The 17,614-nt window shown below is 34.7% G+C and carries 13 protein-coding genes and 1 pseudogene; 4 read left to right on the top strand and 10 right to left on the bottom strand.

Annotation, left to right across the window (positions count from 1 at the left end; all coding sequences use genetic code 11):
- Positions 1 to 297 precede the first annotated feature (297 nt).
- Together Q4503_RS13395 and Q4503_RS13390 are read left to right on the top strand one after the other, a co-directional pair.
- Positions 298 to 2,412 carry a TonB-dependent siderophore receptor gene (locus Q4503_RS13395; RefSeq protein ID WP_303602576.1) on the top strand — a complete coding sequence of 705 codons (2,115 nt, stop codon included), beginning with the start codon at positions 298 to 300 and terminating at the stop codon, positions 2,410 to 2,412.
- Between the two features lie 83 nt (positions 2,413 to 2,495).
- Complete coding sequence (locus Q4503_RS13390) at positions 2,496 to 3,644, top strand: DUF1624 domain-containing protein (protein WP_303602573.1); 1,149 nt, start codon at positions 2,496 to 2,498, stop codon at positions 3,642 to 3,644.
- A gap of 135 nt (positions 3,645 to 3,779) precedes the next feature.
- On the opposite strand, the pseudogene Q4503_RS13385 reads toward Q4503_RS13390, so the two are convergent.
- From Q4503_RS13385 to Q4503_RS13355, 7 genes and pseudogenes are all read right to left on the bottom strand, one after another.
- Positions 3,780 to 4,316, bottom strand: a pseudogene (locus Q4503_RS13385) (tyrosine-type recombinase/integrase).
- Positions 4,317 to 4,642: 326 nt separating this feature from the next.
- Positions 4,643 to 5,281, bottom strand: coding sequence for a PEP-CTERM sorting domain-containing protein (locus Q4503_RS13380; RefSeq protein ID WP_303602572.1), 639 nt, complete (start codon positions 5,279 to 5,281; stop codon positions 4,643 to 4,645).
- Between the two features lie 940 nt (positions 5,282 to 6,221).
- Positions 6,222 to 6,896, bottom strand: coding sequence for a haloacid dehalogenase type II (locus Q4503_RS13375; RefSeq protein WP_303602571.1), 675 nt, complete (start codon positions 6,894 to 6,896; stop codon positions 6,222 to 6,224).
- A gap of 443 nt (positions 6,897 to 7,339) precedes the next feature.
- Positions 7,340 to 8,536 (bottom strand): putative manganese transporter, encoded by a 1,197-nt coding sequence (locus Q4503_RS13370; RefSeq protein ID WP_303602570.1) that lies wholly within the window; start codon positions 8,534 to 8,536, stop codon positions 7,340 to 7,342.
- A 133-nt stretch (positions 8,537 to 8,669) separates the two neighbouring features.
- The gene (sodN, locus tag Q4503_RS13365; RefSeq protein ID WP_303602569.1) at positions 8,670 to 9,176 is read right to left on the bottom strand and encodes a superoxide dismutase, Ni; all 507 of its coding nucleotides are present in this window, start codon (positions 9,174 to 9,176) and stop codon (positions 8,670 to 8,672) included.
- Positions 9,177 to 9,186: 10 nt separating this feature from the next.
- Positions 9,187 to 9,378 (bottom strand): hypothetical protein, encoded by a 192-nt coding sequence (locus tag Q4503_RS13360; protein WP_215972717.1) that lies wholly within the window; start codon positions 9,376 to 9,378, stop codon positions 9,187 to 9,189.
- Positions 9,379 to 9,509: 131 nt separating this feature from the next.
- Positions 9,510 to 9,830 carry a hypothetical protein gene (locus tag Q4503_RS13355; protein WP_303602568.1) on the bottom strand — a complete coding sequence of 107 codons (321 nt, stop codon included), beginning with the start codon at positions 9,828 to 9,830 and terminating at the stop codon, positions 9,510 to 9,512.
- 502 nt (positions 9,831 to 10,332) lie between these two features.
- Here Q4503_RS13355 and Q4503_RS13350 point away from each other — a divergent pair.
- Positions 10,333 to 11,232 (top strand): LysR family transcriptional regulator, encoded by a 900-nt coding sequence (locus Q4503_RS13350; protein WP_303602567.1) that lies wholly within the window; start codon positions 10,333 to 10,335, stop codon positions 11,230 to 11,232.
- A 90-nt stretch (positions 11,233 to 11,322) separates the two neighbouring features.
- Here Q4503_RS13350 and Q4503_RS13345 read toward each other — a convergent pair whose 3' ends face one another.
- The 3 genes from Q4503_RS13345 to Q4503_RS13335 form a co-directional block, all read right to left on the bottom strand.
- Positions 11,323 to 13,602, bottom strand: a complete 2,280-nt coding sequence (locus tag Q4503_RS13345; RefSeq protein WP_303602566.1) for an FdhF/YdeP family oxidoreductase — start codon at positions 13,600 to 13,602, stop codon at positions 11,323 to 11,325.
- A gap of 443 nt (positions 13,603 to 14,045) precedes the next feature.
- Positions 14,046 to 14,492, bottom strand: a complete 447-nt coding sequence (locus Q4503_RS13340) for a response regulator (RefSeq protein WP_215972721.1) — start codon at positions 14,490 to 14,492, stop codon at positions 14,046 to 14,048.
- A gap of 61 nt (positions 14,493 to 14,553) precedes the next feature.
- Entirely contained in the window at positions 14,554 to 15,621 is a 1,068-nt protein-coding gene (locus Q4503_RS13335) for a hybrid sensor histidine kinase/response regulator (RefSeq protein ID WP_303602565.1), read from the bottom strand.
- 289 nt (positions 15,622 to 15,910) lie between these two features.
- Between Q4503_RS13335 and Q4503_RS13330 the strand changes: the two genes are divergently transcribed.
- Positions 15,911 to 17,614, top strand: coding sequence for an EAL domain-containing protein (locus tag Q4503_RS13330; RefSeq protein WP_215972723.1), 1,704 nt, complete (start codon positions 15,911 to 15,913; stop codon positions 17,612 to 17,614).

The following is a 17,614-nucleotide window of genomic DNA, read 5'->3' as shown; positions in this document are numbered from 1 at the left end:
CACCAAACTTAATCAAGGTAAATTAAGCTTAGTTTATGGATTGAATTTCATCCACGTTATTATGGGTGGCCTAATAAGTTGTTATGGGTGGCCAAATAAGTTAAACAAAAGAAATTCTACTGAAAATTACTACGTGTGTTGCTGTTATTCATTGAATTCATCGTTTAAAGCGAAAGTTTATCACGAATTAAATAGCCAAACCCTTTCTCTTTATTTGTGTTGTTTTACTTGTAACTCTAGGATTCTTCAGTGTTATGTTGTAACATCACTATTTTATCACAAGCATTGAGAGTGTCAGTGAACAAGCAGTTATTATTTTCATTATTCGCCATATCTAATAGTGCCTTAGCACAAGATAATATTAATCAAGCTTCAGATACACCAGAAAATATTGAACATATTGAAGTGAAAAGAATATGGCAGCCTTATCGTGGCAACGTGCCACTTATAGAAACACCACAAGCAGTTGATAGAATTAATGCTGAAACTTTAGAAATTAAGAGCATCACCCGCTTTATGGAAGCATTAGAATTATTGCCGAGTATTGTTAGACAAAATAACTCCGGTGGTATGTTTGATAGCTTTGCAATTCGCGGCTTTTCTGGTGATGAAAACAATCCAACTGGTTATCTAGTTAATGGTTTCAACTCTCGTGGTTATAACGGTAATCGTAGTACTACAAATGTTGAAACAATTGAAGTGATGAAAGGGCCAGGTTCAGCTTTATATGGTCAGGGTGAGCCAGGTGGTACTATTAATATCATCACTAAGAAACCACAATTTGATAAACAAGGTTATATCCAAGGCACCATTGGTAACTACGATAAAAAGCAATTTGAATTTGATTATACAAATGGCTTAAATGATGAAATGGCATACCGCTTAAATGGTTCGTATGAAGATTCTGATACCTATCGTGATCATGTTTTCATAGAAAGCTTACATTTAAATCCATCATTCTTATGGAACATTTCTGATGACACCAGTTTTAGCTATGAAATGGAAGTGCTTGATCAGAAAAAACCTTTAGATCGCGGTGTATATATTTTCGATAACTATTTTGATTCCGTTGACGCTGAAGATTTTTATGGAGATATTCGAGATGGTGCTCATGTTGTTGAAGCGTTAGGGCATCAGTTACTTTTAAATCACAAGCTAAGCAATGACTGGCACCTATTGGCTGGTTTAGCGTACCGAGATTCATCATTTAAAGGTCAATCATCAGATACTGAACTGTCTGCTGGTCGTCAGCTAGTTTATACCAACCCGAACTTACTATCTCGCCAACGAAGAGAGCGTGACTATCAAGCAGATGATTTATCCACTCGTTTTGAACTAAGTGGTGAACTAGAGCTTGGAGGTTTCAAAAATAATATTTTAATTGGCTTAGATTATTATCAATCTGATTTAAATACTGATTATAGCGTTTGGCGTACAGCTTGGGGTTCAGGTGATACAACCTATGCGATTGATCCAAATAATCCTGATTATACGCAGGAACAACCAACAACATCTCCGACAACGCAAACAATGGAAGAACAGGAAGGTTTAGGTTTATATGCTCAAAACCTGATAGAACTTACCGAAAAAGCAAAACTTTTGGTTGGTTTCAGAGTTGATAATTTTAAGCAAGATATATTGAATAAAATTATCAATGAAGCTCAAGATCAAGAGCAAATGGAAGTAACGCCTCGCATTGGTTTTGTTTATAGCTTAAATGACTCTATAAACTTGTATTCAAGCTATGCCCAAGGTTTTAGGCCAAATCCAGGCCTTGATGCTGATCGAAATGCCTTTGATCCTGAAGAAACTACATCTTTTGAGGTTGGCGCAAAATGGGAAAACATTGCTAATCTTTTTTCAGGCAGCATTGCTCTATTTGATGCAGAAAAAACTAATATGTTAACGTCTGAGCCTGATACAGGCCTTTCAGCAACGTTAGGTGAAGTTGAAAGCCAAGGTATTGAGTTTAATTTAATTACAGAGTTGACCGATAATACGAGTATGGAGTTAGCCTATTCTTATACTGACGCTCGCACTGCTAATGATGTGATTAATTCAGATTGGGGCGTGCCCATTCCAAAAGGATCTCGTCTAATTAATGTTGCTGATCATATCGGTCACCTCTCATTAAGACACCAGACTAACTTCATGGGTAAAGAAACATATTTAGCAACTACAGTAAGCTATATAGGCGATCGTTTGGGTGAAACAACCGATGCCAATTATATTTTACCTTCATATACCTTAGTGAATGTATCTGCGGTCATGGATCTCAATAGTCAGCTAAGTTTGAAACTAGATATCAACAACTTATTTGATGAAAAGTATTTTGAAAATTCATATCATAAACTTTGGACGATGCCTGGTTCACCTATTAACTATACTGCGAGTATTAAATATCAGTTCTAAACTATGGCGTTAGTTTCGTAAAATAGCAAAACAGCCTGAATATTCGGGCTGTTTTTTTTGTTAATATTACATAATGGTAAATGATGACAAATCTGCAAAATCTTAAAAAGCGTATTCCTTCAATCGATATTCTACGCGGCCTAGTGATACTATTTATGTTGGTAGATCATGTGCGTGAGCGTGTTTTTCTTCATCAGCAAGTTGAAGATCCAATGATTATTGATGAAACAAGCTCTACGCTGTTTTTCACCCGGTTTATGGCTCACTTTTGTGCTCCTGTTTTTATTTTACTAACAGGGTTAAGTGCTTGGTTATATGCAAATCCACAGGATAAACCTCAGCGAAATGTACATTCATTTCTCCTTAAACGAGGCTTGTTTATTATTTTCCTTGAAATAACCTTGGTCAATTTCTCTTGGTTTGGGAATTATCACGCCTTGTATTTACAGGTTATGTGGGCAATTGGTTTAAGTATGATAGCTTTAGCTGCTTTAACTTACTTACCTCATCGTGTTATTGGGCTTATAGGTATCACAATTATCTTTGGCCACAATGCTCTTGATTTCATTTCTTTTGCACCAGAGGAATTTGGCTATTCTCTATGGACGATTTTGCATGACCGAGGATATTTATTTACGAGTGATACGTTTAAAATAAAAGTCTCTTATCCTACGTTGCCGTGGGTTGGGGTAATTTGTTTAGGGTACTTTATTGCCCCTATCTTCTCTCCAAAATTTGATATTAATAAGAGAATACGCATACTTTTCAGCTTAGGGGCATTCAGTTTACTTACACTATTTATCATTCGCTTAGGTAATATTTATGTCGAACCCGTAATGTGGACTAGCTTTGATAATTGGCTTCTAACGGTGCAATCGTTTATTAATTTTACAAAATACCCACCATCATTAGGCTTTTTGTTAATTACTTTAGGTGTAGCTTTTATTGTATTAGCACTGTTAGAAAAGAGCAGTGCCGATAATTTTAACTTCCTAATACATTATGGCTCAGCACCATTATTTTTCTACTTACTGCACTTATATGTACTGCTGATTTTATATTGGGTATTAGTGAGTATATTCGGTGCTAATAAAGGAATTTATTATGGAGTAGATAGTGTTTGGCAAATATGGGCTCTTTCAATTGTGCTTAGTTTAGTACTGTATTTTCCCACGAAAAAATTTTCTAATTTCAAGAAAAACACTCACCAAGCTTGGGTAAAATACATGTAATTTTGTAATAATTATTGACTTTCCAATACCTTCGCTTCTGCCACAAAATCGTCTTTTATGGCAGTTTTATATTTCTGACGTACGTCTTCAATGGTGGCGTAGATGCCAGTTCCTAAATGTAGAACTGGCATATTATTAAGAATCGATACTTTCTGAAATCTCAAGAGCATCATCTACCTCTATTCCTAAATATCTGACTGTGCTTTCAAGCTTTCGATGGCCTAACAATAATTGGCATGCTCTCAAATTTTTAGTTTTTTTGTATATCAATGAAGGCTTAGTTCTTCTCATCGTATGAGTTCCGTATTGAGTTTGCTCTAAACCTATCGTGGAAACCCAAGCATCAACAATTCTTCCATACTGACGTGTTGATAGATGTTCTGACGAATGTATTCGTGATTTAAACAAATAATCGTTTGGGCTTAGATGAAAATTTGTAATTAAAGCTTAAACTGAATTTCGTGTAATTTCGGTAAGTTCAAATTAAACGGGTAATCCTGTCTTTTGTTGCACAATAATAGCTCTCGACTGAATAGTTTTTCCGTAGGCAATATCCCTTATTTTCAGAGTTACTAAATCGTATCCTCTTAATTAGCTATCAATAGCAAGATTAAAAAGTGCAAGGTCTCTTATATTATTTACTAACTCTAGCCTTATTCGGATTGCCCAAATTTATTGAAGCTTAAGCGGTAATTTTTGCCCTACAATTTTGTTTTTATTCCAAGGCTCGGTTGGTGTATAAACGGTTAAAGAAAACATGATAGTTCTCCGTTATTAATGGAGAACTATCATGTTTTCTTGTGAGCTTTAAGCTCAAAGCTGCCGTTGACATCAAATTTCTAAATAGCAACAGTAAGCCTAAACAGGTCATTAGATATATTAAAAAACGCCTATCTAATTGGAGGGGCGTTTCTTGATGATTATCAGCAATATTGGTTACATGTGCTTATTCAGGCATACTGTCATTGATAATTAATCTTGATACTGAATCGTTAAACTTAAAATTGCTTCTTAAAACGGCGTGATGCTAAACCAATCATTCCTAATGCAAAAATAGCAAGAGTGGCGGGTTCCGGTACGACCTCGACGTCGGACCTGACTAAATACGTGCCGCTAATCTGACTACCGTTCCCACGGTATGCGTTAAAATCATTCGCGTAATCAGGCCCATAAATTTCTAAATTACCGTCATAGGTGTCGTTCACTACACCGGCAATATTTAGGACACCATCTTCATTACTGTATAGTCCGAAACTAGTTGTGGTGCTAGTACTGGTAAACGAAAGGCCAAATAATTGTTGAAATATCTTAGCTTCGAGGCCTAACTCCGTCGTTGCTAATATACTGGTTTGATAACCACTGGGATTGTACGTAGGTGCAGTGAAGTTGTTTTGAAATAAACTCGCGATTTCTGAATTTGTCGCATGGCGCCACCCCGTAAACGCGGTGCCTGCATGGTTATAACTCATGTTAGCAGTAAGCGATAAGTCAAGCCATGTGATGCCAGATTTGTCGTCGTAAACTGCCAAATTGTCGTTAACGGCCGTATAATCGGCTTGTATTAGGCCGGCGGATGCTAAGGGGCTGAAAGATAGTACGATAGCTGTGCAAAGTATTAACAATAGTTTAGGAGTCATTCGATATTCCTTTTTGTTTTTTCAAAAATTTGGGTAAGTAACCGTTTAAATATTAATTCATTAATTCATTAATTCATTAATTCATTAATTCATTAATTCATTAATTACTGCACAATAATACCAAAGCAATAAATACGCCAAAACATAAAAAGCAATAAATGTCAATAAGATGAGTTTTTATACAATTATCTGATTCTTAAATGTGTAAAAAAAAATGACAAAACAAATAGTATAATTTGTTGAATGTATAGTATTTTTAAATATGGGTGTGATTTTAGATGGTTTTAACCTAAAAGCTTATTGCAACGATTAAATTATAAAGGTTTGGCAGTGTATTTTATTAAAATTTATGGTGTTAAATGTTGTATTTTATAGTTAATCACCCTTACAGGCCCATATATTAACCACTTAGTAACTGAATTTTAATCATATGGTTTGATAATGTATCTGTTGGTATAGATAGAGTATAAGATACTGATTTAACGTAATATATTATTAATTTACATATCTGCAGTATTAACATTGAACGAGATTTAAAAATAAACATGTGTACGAACGGAGCAAGTATCACTTGTTAGCCAGTTTAGCCCTCACCTAATCAAGGTTTAAAAAGTTAATTTTATGCGCTTTAGGTTATCAGAAACTGCAAAAATCCTCCTGTTCTGTTTTGTCAGTTTTGGAACGCTGCCTACAAAGGCGCTTTCGTCCGCTTTGTCGGATCAGCGGTCAATAATGAAAAATTATTCAGTGACCGCTGTGGTGGCATAGTTATCTATCAGGATGAGGATCGGTTTACGTCTTCTAAACAGTTAAAATAGTTATTTAAAAACTTGACACTATCACACATTGGGACACGAAGCGTGATAGTGTTTATATCCTATTTTAATAGTATATTGAAATTTATAGCCGCTGTTTGAGCTGCGATTAAATCATTAAATTATCATCTGTTACTTTTGATAATTTGCTCGGCAATACCTTCCATTGTAGACGCTATGATATCTGGTTTTATATATAAAGGATTATAGGGTGCTCCAAATCTGTCAACAAAGGCAGCTTTTAATCCAGCACTTAATGCACCATGCGTATCCCAATCATGTGCGGCAACTAATCTAATATCCTTAGCAGGAACAGCCAGTTTTTTTACCGCATATTGATAAGCATTATTAGACGGTTTGAACGTGCCAGCACTTTCAACAGAAATGGCATCATCAAAATATTCATTTAAACCCGCATTGCTTAGCTGAGATGAAAGTAAGCTTGTTGAAGAGTTTGAAAAAGCAATAAGAGTAAAACCTGCCGCACGTAATTTTACTAGCGCTGGTATTATATCACTGTGTGCAGGCAGGCTCGCCAATGTTTTAAGTATGTTAGCGTAATCATCATCAGATAATGTTAGTGCTAAACGACCCGCTATTGATTTTAATGCAGCTAATGCCAAACTTTTAAAGTCTGTTTGAACATCAGTGACTAAACATACTGTTGAAGAATGCAGGAGCATTGAAAACCATCTATCCATATGGCTTTCATCACCAAAATATTGTTTAAAGGTAGGCTTTAAAATACTTAGGTTTAAGACAGTCTCGTTTATATCAAATAAAATCACTTGATGATTCATACCAACTCCACAAATTAGCTAAAGGAAAAATGACAATGGGTAGTGATTAAAAATATTGTCAATTTGACCTTAAATAGGCGTTCAACACTACTCATTTTGGTAAAGATACGCAAGCCTGCAATTCTAATTTGTACATGAATCGTAAGGTATTGCGCGTTTTATCTTTGTCTATAACACCTAACCTTTGAACTGCTTGTATTAATAACACAAACTCATTAGCAATCTCGCTTAAATGGTCTTTGGTGACATCGATTAGATCGTGAACATCTTAATAAGTCCTCAATAAGAGATGAGCAACAAACGCGATTTTTTAACATCTCGTGAAATAAAAAATGAGAATCAATAGCGATTTAACACGTTATTTACGGTTAAAGCCGGTATAAGCAATATGAAACTAACTCGTATATTAAATTTTATATCGACGCTAAATAAATTAAGTTTCCTTATTCAAATAGCCAATAATAGCCGTAAGCAGCGGTTAATGCAGGAATGGTAGAGTAAAGAGTTGCAACCAATGCAACTTGTGGTGATAACGCAATAGCAGGAAATAAGGCATCGCCATCGTTGCTAATAGCATTACCTATTTGTGCTGATAATGGGATAGCACCAGATAAATACAAAGAAGTTGTTATAATTTGAGGGCCACAACCAGGGATCACGCCAACTAAAACGCCAATTAATGGCGAGAGCGCTCTGTATTCAATGAATATAGCGGCTAATTGAAAATCGCCATAGCGCATTGCCAATTCAAAAGCGATAAACGCCACGACAACCCAACAAACAACAAAGTTAGTATCTAAAGCGACTTTTTGAAAGACTTTATCGTGCCTGGATTTTTTATCCTCAGCGACAATTGATTCAAAATTAGTGACTTCGCTAGTAATAGCCCACAATATAATTAACACTAAGCATAAAGCTGCCCCTATCATTTGCAATGTTACATTATTCAGGCCAATTAACGAGGCAACATCAACCTGACCTGCAAATAAAAAACTAATGACGACACAAGGTATTAACAACCATTGCCATAAGAGGCCTTGTATTTTTAAGGCTTTAGGTAACTCTTTTTCTATAGGAGTGGCTTTTTCGGAAATTGTTAATTCCTTTACCGTTTGACGTAAAAAGCTAGGATCATGTATTGCATTAACAATAACACCAGATAAAATACCAACACATAAACATATAGCAACGACCATTAAACCTGTTACAGGCTTTGTTGCTAGTATAAGAAATGCGGCATCCCCCATTGTGGCAGTTAACACCGCAACAACAGATCCAAAGCCCATTTGACCTTTTACAAATTGAGTAATGACAATAATGGCACCACCGCAACCAGGTAACACTCCCATGGCACTTGCGGTTAGCACTTCATAAATAGGCTTACGTTCACCCTTTTTACTAACGTATAAACAGCTAAGCTTATTGGCAAATAAATGATAAATAGCTAATGTAAACGCGACAAAAACAGCTACTTGCCAAAAAGCATCAGCAAGTACGGTAAGCATAAGATCATGCGTTTTTGGTTGAAATAGCAGAATACAAAGAAAAACCGGTAATAGCATTCTACGATAACAAGGTAGCGATACCTTATTTGTTAAATTATAAGCTTTAGCTAATACAAAATTGAGTGAATGATTCATCATTGACTCTTTTTAAGTTTAGACATCCCTATAACTAGCCCAAAACATTGGGTTTTATTATCTGGTTTTAATTTTTCAGCAGATAAACTGCCACTCTTTTTATTTTTTACAGTTAACAATTTAAGCACAACCATTAAATCGACTTTAGTACAGGATAGCTTAAAGATTCTGCTGGTGGATAAGGGCAAATAGCACGATAAACTTCAATGCCTTTAGTTTCCCAAAAGATTTCAACAAACTGATTTACTTTATCCAATAGCTTTACACTAGCTTCACGATTTATGCTTTGTTTCGCCTTAGAAGCTGCCAACATAATTTCATGTGTTAGTGCGTGCAAATTTTGATGACTATCTAATTGAGGTTGCTTTATATAATCTCCCCAAATAATAAGTATCTCTTCCTTTACTTTATTTCCATGTGCTTCTTTCTCATTAACTAAACGAATAAATGTCGCTTGTTGCTCGAGAGTTAACGATTCACAGTCTTTTAATTCATTTAACAAATCAACCATTCTGATCATTGTAAGCACTGCTAGTTGTGCTGTAATAGGATCATAAATTTTACAAGGTATATCACAATGCGCGACAGCTTGATCGAAGGGATATTTAGTATCAATTTTAGCTAATAGATCAAAAATCATTATAAGTACCTTACTTTTTCTTGTTAAAAAAACGGTGCTTTTTTGTAAATTGATAAATAATTAAACCAATACCAATAACGAGAGGAGCAACCCAGAGTAAATGAATGAGCCCTGCCATAGGATCACTATGATCATGACCTGAATGCGAAAAGCTTGGAGCAGAAACTGATAACAATAAAATGACGATATATAACCTAAACATCTAATTTTCCTTTAAGTATTAATGAATAACGTTTTCTTGTTGCTGTAGTAATAATTTTAATGAGTCAAACCTGTCAATGCAGTCATCACAAATGACGTGCTTTTTGTTGAACAGTAGTATGGGAGATAGTATTAATGAAAGGCCTTTAAAGCAATTAACTTAATGTCTTCATCATCTACTTTAGCGTTAGTTACTTCTAACAGGTATTCGTGTGGCACCATCAAAAATCTTAATGCTAAACTGATGTTTCCTTGATGTTCATAAAGCGCAGATAAATTATGACATGAACAAACCCAAGCCATTAACGTGTCAGCACACAAAGGATTATTACGATAAGAAAAAGCTAATAAGTCATATGCTTCGCTATAAAAGTTCTCCGCTTTACTCCATTCCTTTTCATGAAAGCAATGATTACCAAGCTTTAGCAGCGACTGCCATTGTTGATGTTCCATTTATGCTACCTCACTGATTTACTATTTTAAAATAATCGAAGACCATTCAAAGCAATACTTTATTGACCTATTTGGTAGGTGTGTTTCACCTTTTAACGAACCAAATGATAATCACTCTCATTTGTATTTGCAAGTTTAATTTAATCTTTTATAACAAAACTATTAAATAGAAGCGTGCGCCAATGAAATAATTGTTACTCAGTTAGACAGTTTGATTTAGTGATATTTATTTAATGGTTGTAGTATTAATCTCTACACACAAATTTTTCTTCATAATAAATTGAAGACCGGTAATCTTTAAAAGCCTAGTATTAATAATGTACACAGACAGTTGATTCAACAACCATTATTAATGATATTCATACTACTTGACTATATTAGACACAACACTTACATTAAAAATACGAATAATAAAAACATATCTACATTCTTATAAAGAATACTATTATTAATACTAGATGTAATATTCATAATAGTGAGTTGGGGTTAGCGGGGAGATTTGATGAAAATTGATTTAAACTTATTTGTGGTATTTGAAGCCATATATTGTGAAGGAAATATTACTAAGGCGGGCTCAGCACTTAACTTATCACAACCAGCAATTAGTCATTCGTTAAGTAAACTGCGTGATCATTTTGGTGATCCTTTGTTTGTTCGTCAAGGTAATAAAATGCGTCCAACCGCGGTAGCCAATAATGTGGTTGCTGATGTTCGAGAAGCATTACGACAATTACAAGTATGTTTAGCACAATCTCGTCAATTTGAGCCTTCAATATCGCGTAAAAGTTTTAATATTTCATTACATGGCACCCTAGAAGCGTCTTATCTTCCGCCATTGATGCAGCGTTTAAAAAAAGAAGCACCATTAATTAAGCTTCAGAGTAGTAGACGGGTAAATCGTAGTAATATAGAAAATAAACTTGTTAGTGGTGATATTGACTTGGCGATAGATACACTTTTACCTGTTAGCGAAAACATTTCACATACCAAGTTAGAACAAAGTGAGTTAGTAGTTTTAGCCCGAAAAAATCATCCAGATATACAATCGACTCTAAGTTTAGACGAGTATCTTGCGCAAGATCACGTGCTGGTATCATCTCGTTCAGTGGGTACAAGTATTGAAGATTTTGAACTTGCTCGATTAGGACTTCAACGTAAAATAGGCTTAAGGTGTCAGCATTCATTTTCAGCTTGTAGAGTTATTACAAATAACAATATGCTATTTACCATAACAAAAGTTACCGCGATGATGTACGCTCAATTACTCGATTTAGTTATTTTTCCTTTACCAGTAAGTTTACCTGATGTTGATGTTCATTTGTATTGGCACAATAAGGTAGATTTAGATCCTGCAAATAAATGGTTAAGAAATAAAATTATTTTATCTGTTTCGGAGCTCTAAAATAACCTAGAGACAAAAAAGAGGCCTGCTATCAGGCCTCTTCTTGCACTTTTCTATTTCACTAATCCATTAAATTAATAACGATTAACGTTATACTTTCTCTAGTGAAATAGGAATAGATTTATAAGTGGGTGTACCACAGCCATCAGCAATACTTTCAAGTGGTACCAAAGGGTTAGTTTCAGGGTAATAAGCCGCAACACAGCCTTGTGGTATAGTATACTCAACCACTTTAAAGCTTTCGACTGAACGTTCAATATCATCGTTTGAAATTGTGGTAAGTTTAACATAATCCCCCTGCTCTAACGATAATTTTTCCATATCGTCAGCATTAACAAAAATAACTTTACGCTCGCCATAAACACCTCGGTAACGATCATCCATACCATAAATGGTTGTATTATATTGATCATGAGAACGTAGCGTTTGTAATGTCAGCACCATATTATCAGTTCTATCTTGCACCTTTTCATGCGCTAACTCTTCGGGTAATGAGGCTGTTGAGAACATCGCTTTTTTAGTTGGCGTGTTCCATTGACGCTTCGCTGCGGGGTTCGTTAAATAAAAACCTCGTCTCGCTTTTATTTGCTCATTATATTGTTCAAAACCAGGAATAACCTCACTAATATCGTCACGAATATAAGCATAGTCGCTGGCCAATTTATGCCAATTAACTGTTTTATTGCCTACTGAAGCTGCTGCTATTCCTGCAATAATTGCTGTTTCTGAACGTAAGTGCACAGAGGCTGGTTCATTTTGCCCTCGTGAACTATGTACCATACTCATAGAATCTTCTACGGTAATACATTGTTCACCGCTTTGTTGAGTATCTATTTCAGTTCGACCTAAACAAGGTAAAATCAGTGCTTTTTTTCCTGTCATCAGATGACTACGATTAAGTTTAGTACTAATTTGAACCGTTAAATCACATTGCGATAATGCCGTATATATACGTTTAGTATCAGGAGTAGCAGCAGCAAAATTGCCACCTAATGCAATAAAAACTTTAGCTTTATTGGCTAACATTGCGTGAATTGATTCAACGGTGTTAAAACCATCATCACGAGGAACGCTAAACGAATATTTTTGTGCTAATGCATCAAGAAAGTCCATAGATGGTTTTTCATTAATGCCCACAGTACGGTTACCTTGTACATTTGAATGTCCACGTACAGGACATGCACCAGCTCCTGTTTTACCAATATTACCTCTTAACATCAGTACATTAACAATTTCTCTTACTGTCGCTACTGAGTGACTATGTTGAGTAATTCCCATTGCCCATGTAAAAATTGCTTTCTTACTACTTACATAGATATCGGTTATTTGCTCAATATCTTCTCTTGTTAAGCTACATTGGCTAATTATTTTATCCCATGAGCTTAATTCAACACTGCGTTTATATGCTTCAAAGTCTTGACAATGTTCATTAATAAATTCTATATCGAGTACAGATTTATCTTGTTCAAATCTTTCAAATAAACTTTTTGCTACACCACGTAATAAAGCCATATCACCACCTAATCGCGGTGTAAAATAATATTGGCTAATTTTAGTGCCTGTAAAAAGAATCATTTCTTTTGCACTTTGTGGATCTGAGAACTTTTCTAAGCCGCGCTCTTTTAAATTATTAATCGAAACAATCGTAGCACCGCGCTTACTTGCTTTACGTAATGTGCCCAGCATACGCGGGTGATTAGTTCCTGGGTTTTGACCAAAAACAAAAATAGCATCCGCTTCATTAAAGTCTTCCATGGTAACGGTACCTTTACCAGTACCAAGGCTATTTGTCATGCCTACTCCCGATGCCTCATGACACATGTTAGAGCAATCAGGAAAATTATTAGTGCCAAGTACTCGACCAAATAATTGATACATATAGGCAACTTCATTACTTGCTCGACCCGATGTATATAATAATGCTTCATTAGGCGAAGACAAATCAGCAAGGCTATCGGCAACTATACTAAAGGCTTTATTCCAACTAACTGGTTGATAATGATCGCTCTCGCCATCATAAAACATTGGTTCAGTTAAGCGGCCACTTTTTTCAAGTGAGTGATCATCCCAGCTTTTTAATTCTGTTATTGAATGTTGCTTAAAAAAAGTAGCATCAACACGTTTACTAGTTGCTTCCCACGCAATTGCTTTTACACCGTTTTCACAAAAATCTATTTTGCCAGCCGTTGATGAATCCCCCCAAGCACAACCAGGGCAATCAAAGCCTCCTGGTTGATTTGCTCGAAGTAAGGCTTTTACGCCCTTCATAGCATTTTCACTTTGAATAATATGTTTAGTTGAACTTTTCAGTGCGCCCCAACCACCGGCAGCAGGAGAATAGGCTGGGTTATTTGAATTTGTTTTAGACATGTAATATCTCTTTTAAACGAATCGTGTTATTTCCCAGATTGAAAAAATAGCAGTTCGCTTGCGAGCAGAGCTAACAGTTAAATCAATTGGGTTTTCATAATGAAACTAAGGCTGATAAGCATACACAAGCGACGGTAGAAATTAAATAATGACTGCATTGATTTGTAATAAGACGATAAATCAATTAACGATATAGTGCTGCTTATTGGTATCTTAGCTAAGTAATTTTAGTCGAATTTAATTGTGTTATATTTTAAAAAATAACTCAATTAAATTCGACTTTTGCTGCTTTAATTTAAACATTGATTTAATAAATTTTACTTATTAAATTTTTTATTGTTTAATTAGCTTTTGGAAATATATAAATGCAATAAGAACTGTACCTATGTCAAGCATAAACTGGTATACACAGTGCTATTTTAGTATGAGGTTGTATCAATAATTTATTTTGTCGGTAACTCAGCAGTGAGTACCCAATAATAATTTAACTCCTTCATTTTCTTTGTAAAGTCTTCAAACTTTAACGGTTTAGTAACAAAACCACTAGCGCCTAAACCATAACATTCTTTTATTTCTGGTGACGTGTTTGACGTACTAATCATCACCACAGGAATATCTTTGAGCAGAGCGTCTTCTTTCATTATTTTTAAGGTAGCAATACCACTTTGTTTAGGCATTCTAATATCTAAAAATACAATATCAGGGCGAGTAAATTTATGAAGATCTTCAAATGGAGCTTCGTTTCTTAGGTAAGCAATAGCCTCCTCACCATCCATTACATGCGTTATTGAATTTTTAATATTAAATTCATTGAAAGCATCCATCATCAATTCTGCATGATCAATATTGTCTTCTACCATTAATGCCGACATTAGCTTAAGATTATCCACGTTACGTCCTCTAGTGGTTTAATTAATTTTAAAACAACCTTTTAATTACTAAAATGTGTAATCATTCTTTGTTAAATTTTAGGATAAATTGACTACCAACACCTAACTCTGAATGTGCCTCAATACTGCCATTATGATGCTCAATAATACGCTTAACGATACTTAACCCTAAACCTGAACCGCCAAATTTCATGCCATTGGCAAGGCGATTAAATGGTGAAAATATTTTTTGTACATGTTTTTGCTCGAAACCAATACCATTATCTTTCAAAATAACATCAACATGATTGCCATGCGCTCGCACAGATATATCAATAATAGGGTAACCATTATTAAACTTTATACTATTAACAATTAAATTTTGGAACAATATTTGAAGTAAAGTACTATTGCCTTGAATAGTCGTTAATTCATTAGGTATATTTAATTCGAAATCTACTTGCAGAGCACCTTTAAGGGAAGAAGTTACATTTTCAATCACTGACTTTACGCAAACGGACTCAAAAACCTGATCGGTATAACCTACAGACAGGTAATTATGCAAATTAGATACTAATTTATGTACTTCTGTTGTACTTTTTTCAATATACTCAAACCACTTCAATTCCGTTGGTGTGCAGCTAGTTCGTTCCATTAAGTCTGATTTTAATGATCTTGATACGCCCATTATACGGGTAATATGCCCGTTAAAATCATGAGATAAGCTAGCACAAAATACTTGCATATCTTGGTTGTATCCCGCCACTATTTTTTGATGACGGAATCGCTCAATAGCATATAAACATGTTTTATAAAGTAAAGCAGGAGTTAAAGAGTCTTTTGGTAAATAGTCTTGTATCCCTTTTTTCAGCAAATTTCGTGCAACATCACTACTGTTTAATGATGTTAATGTCACCATAGGTAATGGATTAGTTTGTGAACTTAGCCATTCTACGGTTTCAATTATAGTTGAATCGGGAAGTTGTAAATCACACAAGCATATATCAAAATTTTCTGATAATAGTAAACGCTTCCCTTTAGTTAAGGTATCAGCCCGAACTACCTCCACATCTATTTCCGTAATCGACATAAATGCATCGTCAATAATATCAAAATGATCAGTGTTATCTTCTATAATTATCACTCGCATGCTTTATGTAATCCGTTGTTATTTTTTTAAGAGTACATTTAATAGTTCAAAATTAGACAATATTAATATGTGCTGCTAGTGTAAAGGTACATAATAAAATGTATATTTATTAAGCATAGTCATATATTAATTTAAAGTACAAACTCTTAGTAAATAAAAACACTTTAGGGTGATTAAAATATTTTCGTGTATATATTTTTAACTTTTCCAACGACAGTTTTTTCATTTTTACTTAGAAAATAATTACTTAAAACGTCTAAAAGTTATGCTTAAAAGGATTTATTCTGCAATGAAAATACTGATTGTTGATGATAATGAAATTGATATCGCACTTGCAAAAAGAGCGCTAGGAACATCTTTAGAAAATAATTATGAAATCAAAGGAACTGATTGTGTAGCAAAAGCGCTTGTATTAATCGATGAAGAAGTATTCGATATTATATTACTTGACTATCATATGCCTGAAATTAATGGTATTGAAATGATTATTGAGATGCGTTCACGTCCCAATTTAGGTAATACAGCAATTATTGTTATTAGTGCCGCAGAAGATATATCAATCGCCCTCAATTGTATTGAAGCTGGTGCACAAGACTTTATTCCTAAAAGCGACATTTCACATATTAAGCTATCTCAAGCAATTATTCACTCTAAAAAGCGCTTTGAAATGGAACAAAGAATGCAGGAAAGTTATTTGGCCTTAAAGAATATGGCTGAAACTGATCAATTAACTGGCTTACATAATCGTCATTATTTCGATGAAACGTTAAACATTATGATTGCTAATAGTGATCGTTTAAAGCTTTCTGTTGGCATGCTCATTTTAGATCTAGATGATTTTAAGCATATTAATGATTCATTAGGTCATCACGCTGGAGACATACTTCTAGTTGAGTTAGTCGCTAGAGTCAAAAATTGCCTAAGAATCAACGATGGCTTTGCCCGACTAGGCGGTGACGAATTTGCAATAACCTTAGCGAATATAAACTCTGCAGAAGAAGTTAATATGATTGCTAGTCGTATTTTACAATCATTTCAACAGCCTTTCTTAATCGATGGTCAGAGAATGGACTGTACAGTGAGCATTGGTGCGGCGTTATACCCAGATGATGCAAATAGCCATGATCAACTAATGAAATATGCCGACGTCGCCATGTATAGAGCAAAAAAGAATGGTAAAAACACACTATGCTTTTATGAATTACATTATCAAAATGAATTTAACCGTCGTTTCTTTATCAGAAATGAAATGAATGAAATAATTAAGAACTCATCCTTTCGCTTATTTTATCAACCTATTTTTTGTGCCAACAGTGAAAACATTAAAGGCGTTGAAGCTCTTATTAGGTGGCCTGACACCCCAAACTCATATACCCCAGATGAGTTTATCCCTATTGCAGAAGAAACACGTTTAATTCATGACTTAGGCCAATGGGTCATCGACACAGCCTTAGCTAATTTAGCATCATGGCAGACTAAGTATGATAACAATTTTACCTTAGCAATTAACATTTCAGCAATCCAATTACAAAATGCTCAACTGACTCAAAAAATTAAATATGCAGCACAAAAATATGGAGTTAAACCTGACACTATCATATTAGAAATCACTGAAACCGCTTTACTAGACAACGATAATATTACTCGACAAACACTCAATTCCCTTTCATCTGCAGGCTTTAAAATTGCCTTGGATGATTTTGGTATGGGATTTTCCTCAATATCACATTTAAACAATTATCCCATTGATATCGTTAAATTAGATAAAACATTGCAAGAAGATGAATTAAATACTGATAAAAAGAATAGCTTATTAGAAGCCGTAACTCTTATGTTAAAGTTACTAAACTTTACCGTAGTTGCCGAAGGCATTGAAACGAAAAACCAGCTAAAGGTTTGCCGTAAACTTAAAATTGATAAATTTCAAGGATACCTCCTTGGCATGCCCATGCCTGCCGATTTATTAGAAGTAAAATTACAGGAACAAAGATAA

Source organism: Colwellia sp. 6_MG-2023 (assembly GCF_030547765.1).
Lineage (GTDB): Bacteria > Pseudomonadota > Gammaproteobacteria > Enterobacterales > Alteromonadaceae > Colwellia.
Note: the sequence above shows the minus strand (reverse complement) of the source record. Positions and strands in the feature narration are given on the sequence as shown.